Genomic DNA, 15,933 nt, shown 5'->3' with positions numbered 1-15,933 from the left:
ACGTCAATCGGGAATTGTGCTGGATATCACGACGCGCGGGAAAAATTTCGCGTCCGGGATCAGTGTCAGGGCGGCAGATGCAGTCAGAAACGCAGACATCACCAATACTCGCGTCGGTGCTGATGATCAGCGCCATGGCAATTATCGGAGTGATCGACAATGTGGTGGTGCTGTTGGCTGAAACGATTGGATTGTGGCAGTTCCACCTGAGCCGTTCTTTGCTGATGCTACCGTTGATTGTCGGGCTGTCGCTGCTGGGCCTGGGCAGCCTGCGCCCGAAACGGCTGGGGCCGGTTGTTTTGCGTAGTGTTCTGATCACCCTAGCCATGTTGTTTTACTTTTCTTCCCTTGCGCTGATGCCGATTGCGCAGGCGCTGGCCGGATTGTTCACTTCGCCGATCTTCGTGCTTTTGATTTCCGCCTTGTGGCTGAAGCAGACCATCGGACCGTGGCGCATATTTGCTGTCATCCTTGGGTTTTGCGGTATCTTGTGTGTCTTGCAGCCGAATCCGTATGAGTTTGACACGCTAAGCTTGCTGCCTGTCGCAGGAGGGTTGTTCTACGCCCTGAGCGCAATAATCACACGCAGCCATTGTTCCGAGGAAAGCACCGTCTCGCTTTTGGCGGCCATGGTCATCACTTTGGGTGTGGCCGGGGCAATCGGGCTTGTGGCCCTGTCGGTGTTTCCACTTGAGTCTGTCGCCGGGCCGCAGGGCTTCGCGACCCGAGGCTGGGAGCCTAATATGACGCCCGCCGTGCCTTGGATTCTGTTGCAGGCCGGAGGGTCCACGATTGCCGTCTTTATGTTGATCAAGTCATACCAGATCGGGGAACCCTCGTATGTCGCGGTCTTTGAATACTCGGTTATGGTCTTTGGACCGCTTTTTGCATGGGTCGCCTTCGGTCAAACAATCGGAATGTTGCAGACGGTGGGAATTGGTCTGATCGCCACGGCTGGGGCATTGTTGGGGTGGCGCGCCTCGCGGGAAGTGGCGCGAAAGGTGGCGGCGTGATTATCTCGCGAGGGCGGCGCTATGTCTTTGTCCACATTCCCAAAACGGGGGGGACATCGCTTGCGCTGGCGCTGGAACAGCGTGCGATGAAAGACGACATTCTGTTGGGGGACACTCCCAAAGCCAATAGGCGTCGCAAACGGGCCAAGTCGCTTAACGCACGCGGGCGGCTGTGGAAACACTCGACACTTGCGGATATTGACGGAGTTCTGACCGCCGACGACCTGAAGGACATGTTTACCTTCACGCTGGTGCGTAACCCATGGGACCGAATGGTCAGCTATTTTCACTGGTTACAGGATCAGGATTTTGATCATCCCGCAGTCTCGCTGGCCAAGGCGCTGTCTTTTGAAGACTTCGTTATGCACCCGGCAACACTACGGTCCTTTCAAAACTACCCGGCACGCCAATATATGACCACGGCAGAAGGGCAGGAGTGTTGCAGGGCCTATATTCGGTTGGAACATTTCGAACAGGATGCAGCGCCATTGTTTGCGCATCTTGGGTTTCAGTTCGATTTGCCGCGTGTGAATCCGTCAGTTCGTTCCAAGGGCTACAGGCAATACTACTTAGCCCGAACAGCCTCCGCTATTGCCAGTGCCTGCGCAGAAGATATCGACAGGTTCGGATATCAATTCGACCCGCCGAACTGATCACGAATTCAAATAAAATTGGGGGCGAAACTTGAAGCCATGCAGGGTGGTCTGCGCGGGCTTCCGAGAAAATGGAAAAGCTGGCGCATAAGGACATGCGCCAGCTTTGTTAATTTAGGCGGCTTTTGCTTCAGGGTCGAAGCGGCCATAGAAGGTCTGACCCTTCTCAGCCATTTCACGCAACAGCGGCGGGCAGGCGAAGCGATCGCCATATTTAGCCGATAGTTGGTCGCAACGCTCGGCGGCGTAGGGGGCACCAATGATATCTACCCAGCTAAGTGGGCCACCGGACCAAGGTGCAAAGCCCCATGCCAGGATCGCACCCACATCGGCCTCGCGGATATCTTCTACCACGCCTTCCTCCAGCGCGCGGACGGCTTCCAGAACCTGGGCGAACATCAGACGTTCTTGAACCTCGATCAGGTCGGGCTGATCCTCGGCCAGCGGGTATTTGTCTTGCATCCCTTTCCAATAACCCAGGCGCTTGCCCTTTTCGTCATAGTCGAAGAAGCCGGATTTAGACTTCCGCCCCAGACGGCCCTGTTCTTCCATCCAGAACATCAGATCGTCCGCCGGGCTTTCGGGGTAGGCATTGCCCATCGCTGCCTTGGTCGCGCGAGCAATCTTGGCCCCCAGATCAATCGAGGTTTCATCAGTGAGGGTGATCGGCCCCACAGGAAAGCCCAATTGGCGTGCGGCGTTGTCGATCAACACGGGGCTGACGCCCTCTGTCACCATGCGGGCACCTTCGTTCAGGTAGGGGATGATACAGCGGTTGCAGTAGAAGAACCGCGCGTCATTAACCACGATCGGCGTCTTGCGGATTTGGCGCACATAGTCCAACGCCTTGGCGACTGCGCGATCCCCGGTTTCCTTGCCTTTGATGATCTCGACCAGGAACATCTTCTCGACCGGCGAGAAGAAGTGGATGCCGATGAACTGCTCGGGCCGCACGCTTGCCTTGGCCAGATCGGTGATCGGCAGGGTCGAGGTGTTCGACGCAAAGATGCAATCCTCGGGGATGATCGCCTCGACCTTTTTGGTCATGTCGGCCTTGACCGCGGGGTCTTCAAACACGGCCTCGATGATCAGGTCACAGCCTTTCAGCTGATCCAGATCCGGGGTCGCGGTGATCTGGCCCAGCATGGCGACTTTCTTGTCCTCGGTGACTTTGCCGCGCTTCATGCCCTTGTCCAGATAGGCTTCGGTATAGGCCTTGCCCTTGTCGGCGGCGGCCTGATCACGGTCGATCAGAACAACCTCCATCCCGGCTTGCGCAGATACCAAGGCGATACCGGCCCCCATCATGCCTGCACCTAGAACGCCGATCTTCTTGACCGACTGATCGGGGATACCGGCGGGGCGCACGGCACCCTTGTCCAGCGCCTCTTTGTTCAGGAACAAAGAGCGGATCATCGCGCCGGAAGAGGGGTTCATCAGTACGGTAGTGAACCAGCGGGCCTCGATCTTCAGCGCGGTGTCGAAATCAACTAACGCACCTTCGTAAACCGCGCTCAACAAGGCTTTGGCAGCAGGGAATGCGCCTTGCGTCTTGCCATGCACCATCGCGGCAGCACCGACGAAGTTCGGGAAACCAGCCGGGCTGAACGGAGCGCCACCGGGCATCTTATAACCTTTGGCATCCCACGGCTTGACCAGATCGGCGTCTTTGGCGTTCAGAACCCATTCTTTCGCTGCAGCCATCGGGTCTGCTGCGATCTCGTCGATATAGCCTGCGCTTTTGGCCTTCTTGGCGTCCAACATCTTGCCTTCCAGCAGCAGCGGAGCCGCGGCCATCGCGCCGACCTTGCGGACTATCCGTGTGGTTCCGCCCGCGCCGGGGAAGATGCCGATCATAATTTCCGGCAGGCCGTATTTGGCCTTGGGGCTTTCACCGGCAAAGATGCGATGGGTCGACAGGGGAAGTTCCATGCCAATACCGGCGGCGGTTCCGGGCAGAACGGCCGCAATCGGCTTGCCGCCCTTTTTGGTCTTGGGGTCCATGCCGGCAAGCTCGATCTTACGCAGCAGCTTGTGCATGTTCATCGTGCCTTCGAACAGGCCCTTGGCCGGGTCATCACCCGCCTGTTCCTTCATCACGGCCAGCAGGTTCAGGTCCATGCCACCGGCAAAGGATCCCTCTTTGCCCGAAGTGATGATTATGCCTTTGACCTCATCGTCAGCCAGCGCCTGATCAATGCAGGCATCCAGTTGTGTCAGCCCGTCAAAGGACATCACGTTCATTGATTTGCCGGGAACATCCCAGGTGATTGTACCGACGCCATCGGCGTCTTTGGTCAGGGTAAACTCGGTCATCCGTCGTCTCCTATCTGGTCAGCCGTCAGGGGGCTGCCGTCTTTCCGGGTGAAGGATTCGCCATCTGCGTCGTCCTTCACCATCATGTCCAGGTCGCTGTAGTAAGCGGTCTCGGTCGGGGTCCGCGTGCCCACGACCAGAAAGGTCGCAGGCGCATCGGTTTTGTTCACAAGGTGGTGGCCGTTGGGCTCACCTGCGGGCCAGGCTGCACAGTCACCGGGCTGCATCTCATGTTCACCGTCATCGTCGATCAGGGTGCAGGTGCCGGAAAGCACAATGGCAAACTCGTCCTGCTCCATGTGGAAGTGCCGCAACGAGGACATCCCCGCCCGTTCCAACCGTACGATGTTGACCCCGTATTGGGTCAGACCGCCCGCATCCCCCAGCCGCTGAACGAAACGACCTGCGGTCGCCTCGGCCAGTTTGCCGGGATAGGACGACCCCCCCACAAACGGGATCTGTGAGAGATCCAGCTTGGGCATTACACCCGCTCGATGATGGTGGCTGCACCCATGCCCGAGGCCACGCACAGCGTCGCCAGACCAGTCTCTTTGTCCTGTCGCTCCAACTCGTCCAGCAGGGTGCCGATGATGATCGCACCGGTGGCGCCAAGCGGGTGACCCATAGCGATCGAGCCGCCGTTGACGTTGACCAGTTCGGGGTCGACATCGAACGCTTGCTGAAAGCGCAGCACGACCGAGGCAAAGGCTTCGTTCACCTCGAACAGGTCGAGGTCCGAGATCGCCATGCCGCTGTCAGCCAGAATTTTCTGTGTCACCGGCACGGGGCCGGTCAGCATGATGGTCGGGTCCAGACCAATCTTGGCGGTGGCCTTGATGCGCGCGCGGGGTTTCAGTCCGTGCTTTTCACCGAATTCCTTGTTGCCGATCAGAACAGCCGCAGCCCCGTCCACAATGCCCGAGCTGTTGCCCGCATGGTGGATGTGGTTGATCTTTTCCAGATGCGGGTATTTCAGCAGCGCCACCTTGTCGAATCCGGGCATCTGCTCGCCCATCATCTGGAAGGCGGGGTTCAAGCTGCCCAAGCTCTGCATGTCGGTGCCGGGGCGCATGTATTCGTCGCGGTCCAGAATGGTCAGGCCGTTGCGGTCCTTGACCGAGATCACCGATTTCTCGAACCGGTTTTCTTCCCAGGCTTGTGCCGCACGGCGCTGCGATTCCATCGCCAACTGGTCGGCCTGTTCACGGCTGAACCCGTATTCAGTTGCGATGATGTCCGAGGAAATCCCCTGCGGCACGAAATAGGTGTCCATCGCCACGGTCGGGTCAATGGCAATCGCTGCCCCGTCGGAACCCATGGGCACGCGGCCCATCATTTCCACGCCACCGGCGATGTAGCCGTCGCCAGCACCGCCTTTGACCTGGTTTGCCGCCAGGTTCACGGCCTCCATGCCCGATGCGCAGAAACGGTTGATCGACAGGCCGGGGATGCTTTCATCCAGGTCCGACGCCAGAACCGCAGTCCGGGCCAGACAGCCGCCTTGTTCCATTGCCTGAGTGGCGTTGCCCCAGATCACGTCCTCAACGGCGTGGCCTTCAAGGTTGTTACGCTCTTTCAGCGCGTTCAGGGTCACGGCGGACAGTCGCACCGAGGTCACCTCGTGCAGACTGCCATCCTTACGGCCCTTGCCACGCGGGGTGCGCAGGGCGTCATAGATATATGCTTCGGTCATCAGTAGCTCTCCTTAAGCTCGATCCGGTGTTTGGCCGGGCATCAGGTCATAGGGTGGTTGCCAACCGGGCTGTTCAGACAGCCGCGTCAGCCATTTGTCGATATTGGGCCATTCGGCGCGGTCAAAGCCGAAAGGTTCGGGGTAATACAGATATCCGCAGCAACTGAGATCGGCGTTTGTCACGCCGTTGCCAACGATCCAGTCGCGGCCATCCAGATGAGCGTCAAGAACTTGATAAGCCGCTTTCAGACGCCCTTGATTGAATGCAATAACGTCCGCGTTGCGGTGTTCAGCGGGCAGGAAGTTCATCAGGAAGCGTGTCAAGCCCGTCATCGAACTGAACTTATGGTTGTCCCAGAGAACCCAACGCAGAACCTCGTATTTCTCTTCATGCGTTGTGCCGCCGAATTTGCCGGTTTTTTCAGTGATATATGCCTGAATCGCGCCGGACTGGCTGGTGCGAAAATCACCATCAACCAACACCGGGGCTTCACCCATCGCATTGACGTTGTCGCGGTATTCAGGGGTCCGTGTCTCGCCCTTGAAGAATTCGACCTCGATCGGCTCCCAATCCAGACCGGACAATTCAAGCGCCAGAGCCGCCTTGTAGGAATTTCCGCTCGCGCCGAAGCAATATAGTTTCATGGTCATGGTCGCGCCCCTCCCGTGGCGTTGATCGACTGTTTTTCACGCGTATCTTTAGCAGCAAGAACCTGTCATTCATGAATGACGTTGCGGTCTATTGCGCAAGTTTCTTCTTGTTGAAAATACGCGGCTTTCCGGGTTCTGATTGCCTTTGGTTCAACGCTTGCGCGCCTCTAGCTCGGAATTGAAAACCCGGAGTCGGTGGGTCAGGTTGTCCTGATCAATGACGCTGTTGAAGTTTTCAAAAAGGAAAGACAGCGCTTCGCCTTCGTCCAAGCCTGCTTCGCGGGCGAACCCCCTAAGCTTGCGGTATCCGTCTTCGGTCATTGCGACCGGAAACCGGCGGGTTAAACGAAATCGTTTCGGCATGTCTTTCCCTCCCGAGGAACTGGCTCCGGGGCCGCCCCCGGAACCAGGTAAGGATCAGAAGTTTGCCGCCTCCAGTGCCATGACTGTGTCGGCGCCGGTCTGGATACGTGCCAGATGCAGGCCGGTGGCCGGCAGGCGACGCGCCATATAGAACTGGCCGGTGGCAATCTTAGTCTCGTAGAACTCGGTATCCGAGGCTGCGCCGTCAAGGGCTGCATAAGACGCTTTTGCCATTTGCGCCCACATCAGGCCCAGGCAGACATGGCCGAACATGTGCATGAAGTCGTTCGACCCGGCCAGCGCGTGGTTGGGGTTCTTGGCACCGTTCTGCATGAAATACATGCCAGCGGCCTGCAAGTCCTTTGAAGCCGCCTTGAGCGGTTCAATGAACGCTTTGTCGAAGGCTTCGTTCTGGCCGCCGTTTTCCTTGCAGAAATTCTTGACGATCTCGAAGAATGCCATGACGTGCTTGCCGCCATCGGTGGCCAGTTTGCGGCCCACAAGGTCAAGTGCCTGAACGCCGTTTGCACCTTCGTAGATCATGGCGATCCGCGCGTCGCGGGTATATTGCGACATGCCCCATTCTTCGATGTAGCCGTGGCCGCCGTAAATCTGCTGGGCCTGAACGGTCATGTCATAGCCCTGATCGGTCAGGAAGCCCTTGATGACCGGCGTCAGCAGCGAGATCAGGCCGTCCGCGTCCTTGTCTTCCGAGCGATGCGCCTGGTCGATCAGCGTGGCACCCCACAGGATGAATGCCCGTGCGCCTTCGGTGAAGCTTTTCTGATCCATCAAGTTGCGGCGGACGTCGGGGTGGACGATCAGCGGGTCTGCGGGACCATCTGGGTTTTTCACGCCGGTTACGTCACGGCCCTGCAGGCGGTCCTTGGCGTATTCCAAAGCGTTCTGATACGCGGCCTCGGCCTGCGACAGGCCCTGCATACCCACACCCAGACGCGCTTCGTTCATCATGGTGAACATAGCGCGCATACCTTTGTTCAGGTCGCCCAGCAAAAAGCCCTTGGCTTCGTCATAGTTCATCACACAGGTCGAGTTGCCGTGGATGCCCATTTTCTCTTCGATCTTGCCGACCGAAACGCCGTTGCGTTCACCCAGCGAGCCATCTTCGTTCACCATGAACTTGGGCACGATGAACAGCGAGACACCCTTGATGCCCTCGGGGCCGCCGGGAACCTTGGCCAGCACCAGATGGATGATGTTGTCGGCCATGTCGTGATCGCCGGACGAGATAAAAATCTTTTGACCCGAAATCTTGTATGAGCCGTCATCTTGGGGCTCGGCCTTGGTGCGCATCAGGCCCAGGTCGGTGCCGCAATGCGGTTCCGTCAGGTTCATGGTGCCGGTCCATTCACAGCTTACCATGTTGGGCAGATAGGTGGCTTTCTGTTCGTCGGTGCCGTGCGCCAGAATGGCCGAAGCCGCACCGTGGGTTAGACCTTGATACATGGTGAACGCCTGGTTCGAGGCCGAGAACATCTCGCCCACGGCAGTACCCATCACATAAGGCATGTTCTGACCGCCGAATTCCTCGGGCATATCTAGGCCGGTCCAACCACCTTCTTTCATCTGCTCGAACGCGTCCTTGAAGCCGGTCGGTGTGTAAACGATGCCGTTTTCAAGGCGGCAGCCTTCGGTGTCGCCAACGGTGTTCAGCGGATGCAGAACGTTCGAAGCAATCTTTCCTGCTTCTTCCAGCACGGCACCGGTGAATTCGGTGTCCAGTTCGTTGTATCCGGGGATGTCCGACCCCGAAATGTTAAGCACTTCGTGCAGGATGAACTGCATGTCTTTGGTGGGCGCGTTATAGACGGGCATTTGAAGCTCCCTTTAATATTCAGATGTCCGGGTGATTAGGGACCGCCAGGGTTACTCGGCGGCGTTTTTCTCGTTCTTCATTGAGGCGATGACTTTTTCGCCCCAGCGCAACTGCTCTTTCATTTCGCTGATCGCCTGGTCCAGTTCGTCCCGGCGGGATTCCAAATCCACCAGACGTTCCCGCGCGATCTCAAGCGTGCGGGTCATCTGGGTCATCTGCTGATCGCCGACATGGTAGAGATCCAGCAGTTGCCGAATTTCCTCCAGGCTGAACCCAAAGCGTTTCCCGCGAAGGATAAGCTTCAGGCGTGCCCGGTCGCGTTTGGTGAAAAGGCGTTTCTGCCCTTCACGGATCGGAAACAAAAGTTCTTTTGCCTCGTAAAAGCGCAATGTGCGTGGCGTGACGTCATACGTCTCGCACATTTCACGAATGGTCATCAGATCTTCGGTCATGGGTTCAGCACTCTTGATCACTGGCGTTTTCAATAGTTAGTTGCGCAGTCGATGCGCGTCTTACAACACGGAGGTGTAGTTTACGTAATGCAAACGCTACGTCACTTATAGGTTGACGTAACATCCGTTTACGTCAAGCGCCTTGGGCGCCAAGATCAAACGAACGTGACGTCACAATTCCTGACAGATGAGGTTGTGCTGATTTGCGGCGGCAGGACACGGCGATCCGGCGAATTTGAAAATGGCCGGTCGCTTAGGATGACAACGTGAAGAGGGGAATTTGCGCAGCGCCTGCCGCCCCTTGATTATTCTAGCGAACTGGCGGTTTGATCACGCATGCTCTGCAACGCGTCGACCGCTTCATCCAGTTGCTGTCGTTGCTTTTCCAGTTCGATTAGCTGCTGGTCGGCCAATTCAACGAAGGCCTTCATTTGGGCCTGATTCCCCTGATTTTCGTAGATCAACAGCCACTGGCGAATGTCTTCCAAAGGAAAGCCGTATTTCCGCCCCCGCATGATCAGCGTCATCCGGGCACATTCCCGAGGGCCATAGAACCGCGACCTGCCTTCCCGTTCGGGTTGCAGCAACTCGATATACTCATAGTAGCGCAGGGTACGCGGGGTTACATCGAACTCGGCGCACATCTCTTTGAATGACAAACGATCGTCGGACATTCCTGATCTCCTCTGGGACAACCTATGGCCTGCCGCATGCAAGCGCAACAGGCAGGCTTGCTCTTTTGCCTGCCCCTCGCTCATAAAGGGAGAAACCAAGAGGACACAAGTACATGGTCGACAATGCGACGATTGCGCGCCAGTTCATCGAGGCGATTCCGCATGCCAAGGCGCTGGGAATGCACCTGACCAAAATCGATAGCGGCGAGGCTGAAATCACCATGCCGTACAGCGAACAACTGGTTGGCGATCCGCGGACAGGTGTGATCCACGGGGGGGCGGTCTTTGCCGTTTTGGACACCTGTTGCGGGGCCGCTGTCATGAGCCACCCCGCCGCCCCCGGGGGAACGGCCACGATCGACCTGCGTATTGACTACATGCGCGCCGCGACACCGGGGCAGAGCATCACGACCCGCGCGACCTGCTATCATATCACCCGCAACGTCGCCTTTGTCCGAGCAACTGCAATGGACGATGATCAGGATCTGCCTGTGGCGACGGCATCCGGGTCTTTCACCGTGGAGGGGCTGTAATGGCACGTACTCGTCCTGAGCCCATGCAAGTCGTAAAGCAACGACGCGATGCGGCTTTGAACGCTATCGTTGATGGTGTGCCCTATATCCGGTTTCTCAATATCGGATTTGACCGGCGCGGGGATGAACTGACCGGCGTGTTGAACTTCGACGAAAAGCTGATCGGAAACCCTTTTCTGCCAGCTTTGCATGGTGGGGTCACAGCGGCCTTTCTTGAAGTGACGGCAGTAATCACCCTGAGTTGGGAGTTTTTCTTTCCTCGGATCGAAAGCGGTGAACTGGATGCAGAAGATATCTTCAAGGATGGCACGGTGCGGTTCCCCAAAACCGTGGATTTCACTGTTGACTATCTGCGGTCCGGCTTGCCACGCGATGCATATGCGCGGGGCTTCGTCAGCCGTTCGGGGCGGCGATATGCTTCGGTGCGGGTTGAGGCGTGGCAGGACAATCACGCGCGCCCCTATGCGCAGGCCACAGGGCATTTCCTGATGCCACAACCACCGACCGCCAAAGAGTGACGGCTGTGCAGGATGCTTCGGCACCCATAACGCATAAGCGGGTGCTGAAGATTGCGGTACCGATTGTGCTGTCGAATGCCACAGTTCCCATTTTGGGGGCCGTGGATACTGGTGTTGTCGGACAAATGGGCCAGGCCGCGCCAATCGGGGCCGTCGGTATGGGCGCCGTCATCCTGTCCGCGATTTATTGGATTTTCGGGTTCCTGCGTATGGGAACCACAGGTTTGGCAGCACAGGCACGCGGGGCAGGGGACACGGCCGAAACTGGCGCTCTTTTGATGCGGGGGCTGCTTTTGGGCGGTGCGGCGGGGCTGTTTTTTGTCCTGACGCAAATCTGGGTGTTCTGGGGCGCGTTTGCCCTGTCGCCAGCCAGCCCCGAAGTTGAGGCATTAACGCGCGACTATCTGGAAATTCGAATCTGGGGGGCTCCGGCGACAATTGCGCTTTATGCGGTGACCGGCTGGCTGATCGCGATCGAACGGACAAAAGGGGTGTTCATCCTGCAGATCTGGATGAACGGCTTGAATATCGTGCTGGACCTTTGGTTTGTGCTGGGACTTGGCTGGGGCGTCGAAGGTGTTGCGATTGCGACATTGATCGCTGAATGGACGGGTCTGGCTTTGGGCCTCTGGCTGTGCCGCAGCGCGTTTGGTGGCAATCAATGGCGCGACTGGCCGCGAATATTCGATCCCGCCCGCCTGCGCCGCATGATGCAGGTGAACAGGGATATCATGATCCGTTCGGTCCTTTTGACCGGCTCGTTCACGACCTTTCTGTTTGTCGGATCAGATCTGGGCGACGTCAACCTGGCCGCCAATCAGGTCTTGTTGCAATTTCTTGAAATCACAGCGTTTGCCCTGGACGGGTTCGCGTTTTCTGCCGAGGCCCTTGTCGGGGGGGCGGTTGGCGCTAGGGATCGGTATCAGGTGCGGCAGGCCTCGGTTATGGCGTCGCTCTGGGGCGTGGGCGGAGCCTTTGTGCTGGGGGCAGTGTTCTTTTTGGCCGGACCTGCGTTGATCGACGTTATGTCCACCTCGGCTGAAGTGCGGGTTGCCGCACGAGAGTATCTGGCCTGGGCAGCATTGGCCCCAGTGATCGGCGTGGCAAGCTGGATGTTCGACGGTATCTACATCGGCGCCACGTGGACTCGTGCAATGCGGCAGGCGATGATCCAATCCGTCGCGATCTATGTCGTGGCGCTGTTTGTTCTTGTCCCGTGGCTGGGCAATCACGGGTTATGGGCGGCCCTGATGGTGCTGAACATTGCCCGGGGCGTCACCTTGGGATGGCGATACCCCAGACTGGAAGCCCAGATCGCCTAGAGCAGGGTCAGCAGATTTTCAGAAGGCCGACCAATAACCGCCTTGCCGCCTGATATCGCCACAGGGCGTTCGATCAAGATCGGATTGGCAGCCATCGCTGCAATCAAGTCATCCTCGGGCGTTGTCTTGGACAGTCCCAGTTCCTTGAAACGCTTTTCGCCGGTCCGCATCATTTCGATGGCAGGAATACCTAAGCTTTGCAGGGTGGCGCGGATGTCTTCTGCCGAAGGCGCATCATCCAGATACTTGCGGATTTCAACCTTTGCGCCGTTTTCCTCTAGCAGAGCAAGCCCGGCTCGGGACTTGGAGCAGCGCGGGTTGTGCCAATATTCGATCACAGCCAATCCTCTCGTTTGCTGCCAACGACCTGCGCAACAGCTTCAAACCCATCGCGGGCCAATAGATTGTCCAACCCCTGCGCAATGTCAGAGGCAAGGGAAATGCCGCCGAATACCATGGCCGTATAGAACTGAACGGCCGACGCCCCGGCGCAAATCTTTGCATAGGCCTGCTCGGCCGAGCTGATGCCGCCGACGCCGATCAACGGAACCTGCCCGTCTGTCAGCTTGCTCAACTGTGCCAGAACGCGGGTGGATTTTTCAAACAGCGGCGCGCCGGAAAGACCACCAGCCTCTGACTTATGGGGGCTGCTCAGGCCGTCGCGCGACAGTGTCGTATTGGTGGCGATTACGGCGTCTACACCTGTTTCGCGGGCCACGTCGGCAATATCCAGAAGCTCGTCTTCGGTCAGGTCCGGGGCAATCTTCAGGAAAATCGGCAAAGGACGTGCCAGCGCGTCACGGGTTTCAATCACGCCGCTTAACAATGCAGTCAGCGCAGCTTTACCCTGCAAATCCCTAAGCTTTTCAGTGTTAGGGGAGGATACGTTCACCGTGGCAAAATCCAGATGCGGGGCGCAATGGGCCAGTACCTTGGCAAAATCGCCCGGTCGGTCGTCGCTGTCTTTGTTCGCACCAAGGTTCAGGCCGATTACAGCTTCCTTGGGGCGCTGCGCCAGACGGCCTGCCATAACCTCCATGCCTTCGTTGTTAAAGCCGAACCGGTTGATGGCTGCCCTGTCTTCGGTCAGGCGAAACAGGCGCGGCTTCGGGTTGCCGGGCTGGGGGCGCGGCGTGACTGCGCCGACTTCGATAAACCCGAAACCAGCACGGGACAGCGGGGCAAGAACCTCTCCGTTCTTGTCGAAACCGGCGGCCAATCCAACGGGGTTCGGCAGGTCAAGCCCTGCAATTGTTGTGCGCAGCCTTGGCGACGTAATCGGTCCCGGTGCCGGGGCCAGCCCAGCCTTCAGGGCTTTGATCGACAGTCCATGGGCGGCTTCCGGGTCCATCCGGTGAAGGGCGGCAAGGCCAATTTTCTCGGTCAGTTTCATCCAAACGACTCTCCGCCCTGTACCGGGGCGCAGCGGATCAGGCGCGAGGTTTCAACCGCTGCCTGGCGGTGCACAACCGCCTTTTGATAGGCCGGGTTCGTAACCATCTCAAGGAAGGCATGTGCAGAAGGATACCGGGCAATGAATACGGCATCCCAACTTTCGTCGCTGGGGCCGATCAGGGTTGTCTGGAACGCGCCGCGCCACAGTATGGATGCCCCCAAACGTGCGATGATCGGCGCGGTTTCGGTTCCGTAGTTTCGATATGCCTGTGCACCGGTCAAGTCAGCCTTCGCCAGATCATGCCCGTCAGGGTATTGCGCCTTGGCCCGGAACTTCACAAGATTCAGCATCTCGATCGGATGGTCGCGGTCGAGGGTTTTGAACGCCTCGAATTGCGCGCGCTCGGGGTCGATATAGGTTGTCATTCCATCTCCTCGGGGAATTGGTGCGCATGTCCATCAAACGGCAGGGGGCGCGACCAGACAACGTCCGTCATGCGGATTTTGCGGTAGAGGTGGGGGAACAAAGCGCCGCCCCGCGACACCTCCCACTTCAGGCTGTCTCCCATCGCGTCCGCATCGCAGGCCAGCAAGGTCAGCCCGGTGACACCTGCAAAGTGCTTGGCCGCGGTTTCAGCAGCCTGCGTCGCGGTCGAGAAATGAACATACCCATCCGAAACGTCAATCGGTGCACCATCGGATTCGCCGTTGGACTGCAACGCGGCCCATTCATCGGCCCGAAAAATCTTGTAAATCAGCATGGGCTCGTGATGCCCCGCGCGACGGCTAGAATCAAGATGGATTTCCCCCTTTGACTCTTTGAACAGCAGAGCGCACCATCACGCCCAATAACAATAGGGAGTTTCAATATGTTGACCCGTTTCCTGGCTTCGGCCGCTGTTTTGGGCCTGACCGCAGGCATGGCGTTGGCCGAATACAAGCTGACGATCCTGCACACCAACGACATCCACAGCCGTATCGAGTCCATCAACAAATATGATTCAACTTGCGATGCCGAGGATGAAGCAGAAGGCAAATGCTTTGGCGGCGTTGCGCGGTTGAAAACGATCGTGGACGCCCGTCGCGATGCGCTGAGCGGCGAAAACTATCTTTTGCTTGATGCCGGTGACCCCTTCCAAGGTTCGCTGTTCTATACGACCTATAAGGGCGCTGCGGAAGCTGAGTTCATGGAAGCAATCGGCTATGATGTCATGGCGGTTGGAAACCACGAATTTGACGACGGCCCCGAAGGTCTGGCTGCATTTGTTGACGTTGTCAGTTTTCCCGTAATCTCGGGAAATCTGGACCTGTCGTCTTCAGCGGAGCTGAAAGATCGCGTTGATGGGCATGTTGTCCTTGAACTGGGCGGCCAGAAGATCGGGATCGTCTCAGCACTGGCGACGGACACGGTGGAAACCTCAAGCCCCGGCAAGGACGTCGTGTTTCAGGACGAAATCGAAAGCCTGACCGCCGATGTCGAGGCGCTGAAGGCCGAGGGTGTGAATATCGTCATCGCCCTGACCCATGTGGGTTTGGCCAAGGATATCGAGATTGCCGAAAAAGTTCCGGGGCTGGATCTAGTCGTGGGCGGGCACTCCCATACGCTTTTGTCCAACACGCAAGAGGGCGCGGCTGGGTCTTATCCCGTGATGGTCGGCGACGTTCCGGTCGTTCAGGCCTATGCCTATTCCAAGTATCTCGGCGAGGTTACGCTGACCTTTGATGATGACGGAAACCTTGTATCTGCAGAAGGTGAGCCAATCCTGCTGGATGCCTCGGTAACTCCGGACCCCGATATCGCCGCGCGTGTTGCCGAGATGGGCGCCCCGATCGAGGAAATGAAACAGCGTGTGGTCGCCAGTTCCGCTGAAGCGATTGAAGGAAACCGCGATGTTTGCCGCGTTCAGGAATGCCAAATGGGCAACCTTGTCGCCGACGCGATGTTGGCGCGGGTCGCGGATCAGGGCGCTCAAATCGCGATTGCCAATTCGGGTGGTCTACGGGCCTCAATCGACTCGGGCGATGTGACCATGGGCGAAGTGTTGACGGTTCTGCCGTTCCAGAACACGCTTTCGACCTTTGAGATCAGCGGCCAGGGCGTGATTGATGCTTTGGAAAACGGCGTCAGCCAAGTCGAAGAGGTCAAGGGCCGCTTCCCTCAGGTGGCGGGCATGACCTTCACATGGGACCCGTCAGTGGCACCGAACGAAGGCCGCATCACCGAAGTCATGGTGGTCGATGGCGACGGATTTAAGCCGATTGATCCCGCCGCGACCTATTTGGTTGTCACGAACAACTATGTCCGCAATGGCGGAGACGGGTACAGCATGTTCGAAGGTGACGACAAGAACGCTTACGACTTTGGCCCGGATCTGGCTGATGTGACGGCGGAATACCTTGCAGAAAACGCGCCTTACACGCCGTATCTGGATGGTCGTATCAAGCAGAAGTAACGCGACTTAGAAAACAAAATTTAGGCCGCATCAGTCGATGCGGCCTTTTTGTTTCGGACC

General features: G+C 57.9%; 18 protein-coding genes. 6 read left to right on the top strand and 12 right to left on the bottom strand.

Annotation, left to right across the window (positions count from 1 at the left end; genetic code table 11):
• Positions 1 to 77 precede the first annotated feature (77 nt).
• On the top strand, positions 78 to 1,013 hold the full coding sequence (locus tag GOV87_RS03605) for a DMT family transporter (protein ID WP_171121992.1): 936 nt from the start codon (positions 78 to 80) through the stop codon (positions 1,011 to 1,013).
• Positions 1,010 to 1,666, top strand: a complete 657-nt coding sequence (locus GOV87_RS03600; RefSeq protein ID WP_171210868.1) for a sulfotransferase family 2 domain-containing protein — start codon at positions 1,010 to 1,012, stop codon at positions 1,664 to 1,666. Before GOV87_RS03605 ends, GOV87_RS03600 begins: the two co-directional genes overlap by 4 nt.
• A 114-nt stretch (positions 1,667 to 1,780) precedes the next feature.
• Here the strand turns inward: GOV87_RS03600 and GOV87_RS03595 are convergent, their stop codons facing one another.
• From GOV87_RS03595 to GOV87_RS03560, 8 genes are all read right to left on the bottom strand, one after another.
• On the bottom strand, positions 1,781 to 3,982 hold the full coding sequence (locus GOV87_RS03595) for a 3-hydroxyacyl-CoA dehydrogenase NAD-binding domain-containing protein (RefSeq protein WP_171210867.1): 2,202 nt from the start codon (positions 3,980 to 3,982) through the stop codon (positions 1,781 to 1,783).
• Positions 3,979 to 4,464 (bottom strand): cupin domain-containing protein, encoded by a 486-nt coding sequence (locus tag GOV87_RS03590; protein ID WP_171210866.1) that lies wholly within the window; start codon positions 4,462 to 4,464, stop codon positions 3,979 to 3,981. Before GOV87_RS03590 ends, GOV87_RS03595 begins: the two co-directional genes overlap by 4 nt.
• Positions 4,464 to 5,675 (bottom strand): acetyl-CoA C-acetyltransferase, encoded by a 1,212-nt coding sequence (locus GOV87_RS03585; RefSeq protein WP_171121996.1) that lies wholly within the window; start codon positions 5,673 to 5,675, stop codon positions 4,464 to 4,466. The genes GOV87_RS03590 and GOV87_RS03585 overlap by 1 nt, the downstream gene beginning before the upstream one ends.
• A gap of 12 nt (positions 5,676 to 5,687) precedes the next feature.
• Positions 5,688 to 6,326: a glutathione S-transferase family protein gene (locus GOV87_RS03580; protein ID WP_171210865.1), complete on the bottom strand. Its 639-nt coding sequence runs from the start codon at positions 6,324 to 6,326 to the stop codon at positions 5,688 to 5,690.
• Positions 6,327 to 6,476: 150 nt separating this feature from the next.
• The gene (locus GOV87_RS03575) at positions 6,477 to 6,689 is read right to left on the bottom strand and encodes a hypothetical protein (protein WP_171121998.1); all 213 of its coding nucleotides are present in this window, start codon (positions 6,687 to 6,689) and stop codon (positions 6,477 to 6,479) included.
• A 54-nt stretch (positions 6,690 to 6,743) separates the two neighbouring features.
• On the bottom strand, positions 6,744 to 8,525 hold the full coding sequence (locus GOV87_RS03570) for an acyl-CoA dehydrogenase C-terminal domain-containing protein (RefSeq protein ID WP_171210864.1): 1,782 nt from the start codon (positions 8,523 to 8,525) through the stop codon (positions 6,744 to 6,746).
• A gap of 51 nt (positions 8,526 to 8,576) precedes the next feature.
• Positions 8,577 to 8,978 carry a MerR family DNA-binding transcriptional regulator gene (locus GOV87_RS03565; RefSeq protein WP_171125445.1) on the bottom strand — a complete coding sequence of 134 codons (402 nt, stop codon included), beginning with the start codon at positions 8,976 to 8,978 and terminating at the stop codon, positions 8,577 to 8,579.
• Positions 8,979 to 9,283: 305 nt separating this feature from the next.
• Entirely contained in the window at positions 9,284 to 9,652 is a 369-nt protein-coding gene (locus tag GOV87_RS03560; RefSeq protein ID WP_171210863.1) for a MerR family DNA-binding transcriptional regulator, read from the bottom strand.
• Between the two features lie 113 nt (positions 9,653 to 9,765).
• On the opposite strand from GOV87_RS03560, the gene GOV87_RS03555 reads away from it, so the two are divergent.
• The 3 genes from GOV87_RS03555 to GOV87_RS03545 are packed head-to-tail and all read left to right on the top strand — an operon-like array spanning position 9,766 to position 12,025.
• Positions 9,766 to 10,185: a PaaI family thioesterase gene (locus GOV87_RS03555; RefSeq protein ID WP_171122002.1), complete on the top strand. Its 420-nt coding sequence runs from the start codon at positions 9,766 to 9,768 to the stop codon at positions 10,183 to 10,185.
• Positions 10,185 to 10,703, top strand: a complete 519-nt coding sequence (locus GOV87_RS03550) for a PaaI family thioesterase (RefSeq protein ID WP_171210862.1) — start codon at positions 10,185 to 10,187, stop codon at positions 10,701 to 10,703. Before GOV87_RS03555 ends, GOV87_RS03550 begins: the two co-directional genes overlap by 1 nt.
• Before the next feature lie 5 nt (positions 10,704 to 10,708).
• The gene (locus GOV87_RS03545) at positions 10,709 to 12,025 is read left to right on the top strand and encodes an MATE family efflux transporter (protein ID WP_171210861.1); all 1,317 of its coding nucleotides are present in this window, start codon (positions 10,709 to 10,711) and stop codon (positions 12,023 to 12,025) included.
• On the opposite strand, the gene arsC is transcribed toward GOV87_RS03545, so the two are convergent.
• Genes arsC through GOV87_RS03525 form a run of 4 tightly spaced genes read right to left on the bottom strand, consistent with a single transcriptional unit; the run spans position 12,022 to position 14,181 of the window.
• The gene (gene arsC / locus GOV87_RS03540; protein ID WP_171210860.1) at positions 12,022 to 12,363 is read right to left on the bottom strand and encodes an arsenate reductase (glutaredoxin); all 342 of its coding nucleotides are present in this window, start codon (positions 12,361 to 12,363) and stop codon (positions 12,022 to 12,024) included. The two genes, GOV87_RS03545 and arsC, sit on opposite strands and share 4 nt — an antisense overlap.
• A complete protein-coding gene (locus tag GOV87_RS03535) occupies positions 12,360 to 13,418 on the bottom strand; it encodes a quinone-dependent dihydroorotate dehydrogenase (protein ID WP_171210859.1) in 1,059 nt (352 codons plus the stop codon). The genes arsC and GOV87_RS03535 overlap by 4 nt, the downstream gene beginning before the upstream one ends.
• Positions 13,415 to 13,846, bottom strand: a complete 432-nt coding sequence (locus tag GOV87_RS03530; protein WP_171210858.1) for a DUF1330 domain-containing protein — start codon at positions 13,844 to 13,846, stop codon at positions 13,415 to 13,417. The genes GOV87_RS03535 and GOV87_RS03530 overlap by 4 nt, the downstream gene beginning before the upstream one ends.
• On the bottom strand, positions 13,843 to 14,181 hold the full coding sequence (locus GOV87_RS03525) for a DUF952 domain-containing protein (RefSeq protein WP_171125434.1): 339 nt from the start codon (positions 14,179 to 14,181) through the stop codon (positions 13,843 to 13,845). The genes GOV87_RS03530 and GOV87_RS03525 overlap by 4 nt, the downstream gene beginning before the upstream one ends.
• A gap of 108 nt (positions 14,182 to 14,289) precedes the next feature.
• Between GOV87_RS03525 and GOV87_RS03520 the strand changes: the two genes are divergently transcribed.
• Entirely contained in the window at positions 14,290 to 15,873 is a 1,584-nt protein-coding gene (locus tag GOV87_RS03520; RefSeq protein ID WP_171210857.1) for a bifunctional UDP-sugar hydrolase/5'-nucleotidase, read from the top strand.
• Positions 15,874 to 15,933 lie beyond the last annotated feature (60 nt).

It is taken from the genome of Ruegeria sp. HKCCA5426, from assembly GCF_013034585.1.
GTDB lineage: Bacteria > Pseudomonadota > Alphaproteobacteria > Rhodobacterales > Rhodobacteraceae > Ruegeria.
Note: the sequence above shows the minus strand (reverse complement) of the source record. Positions and strands in the feature narration are given on the sequence as shown.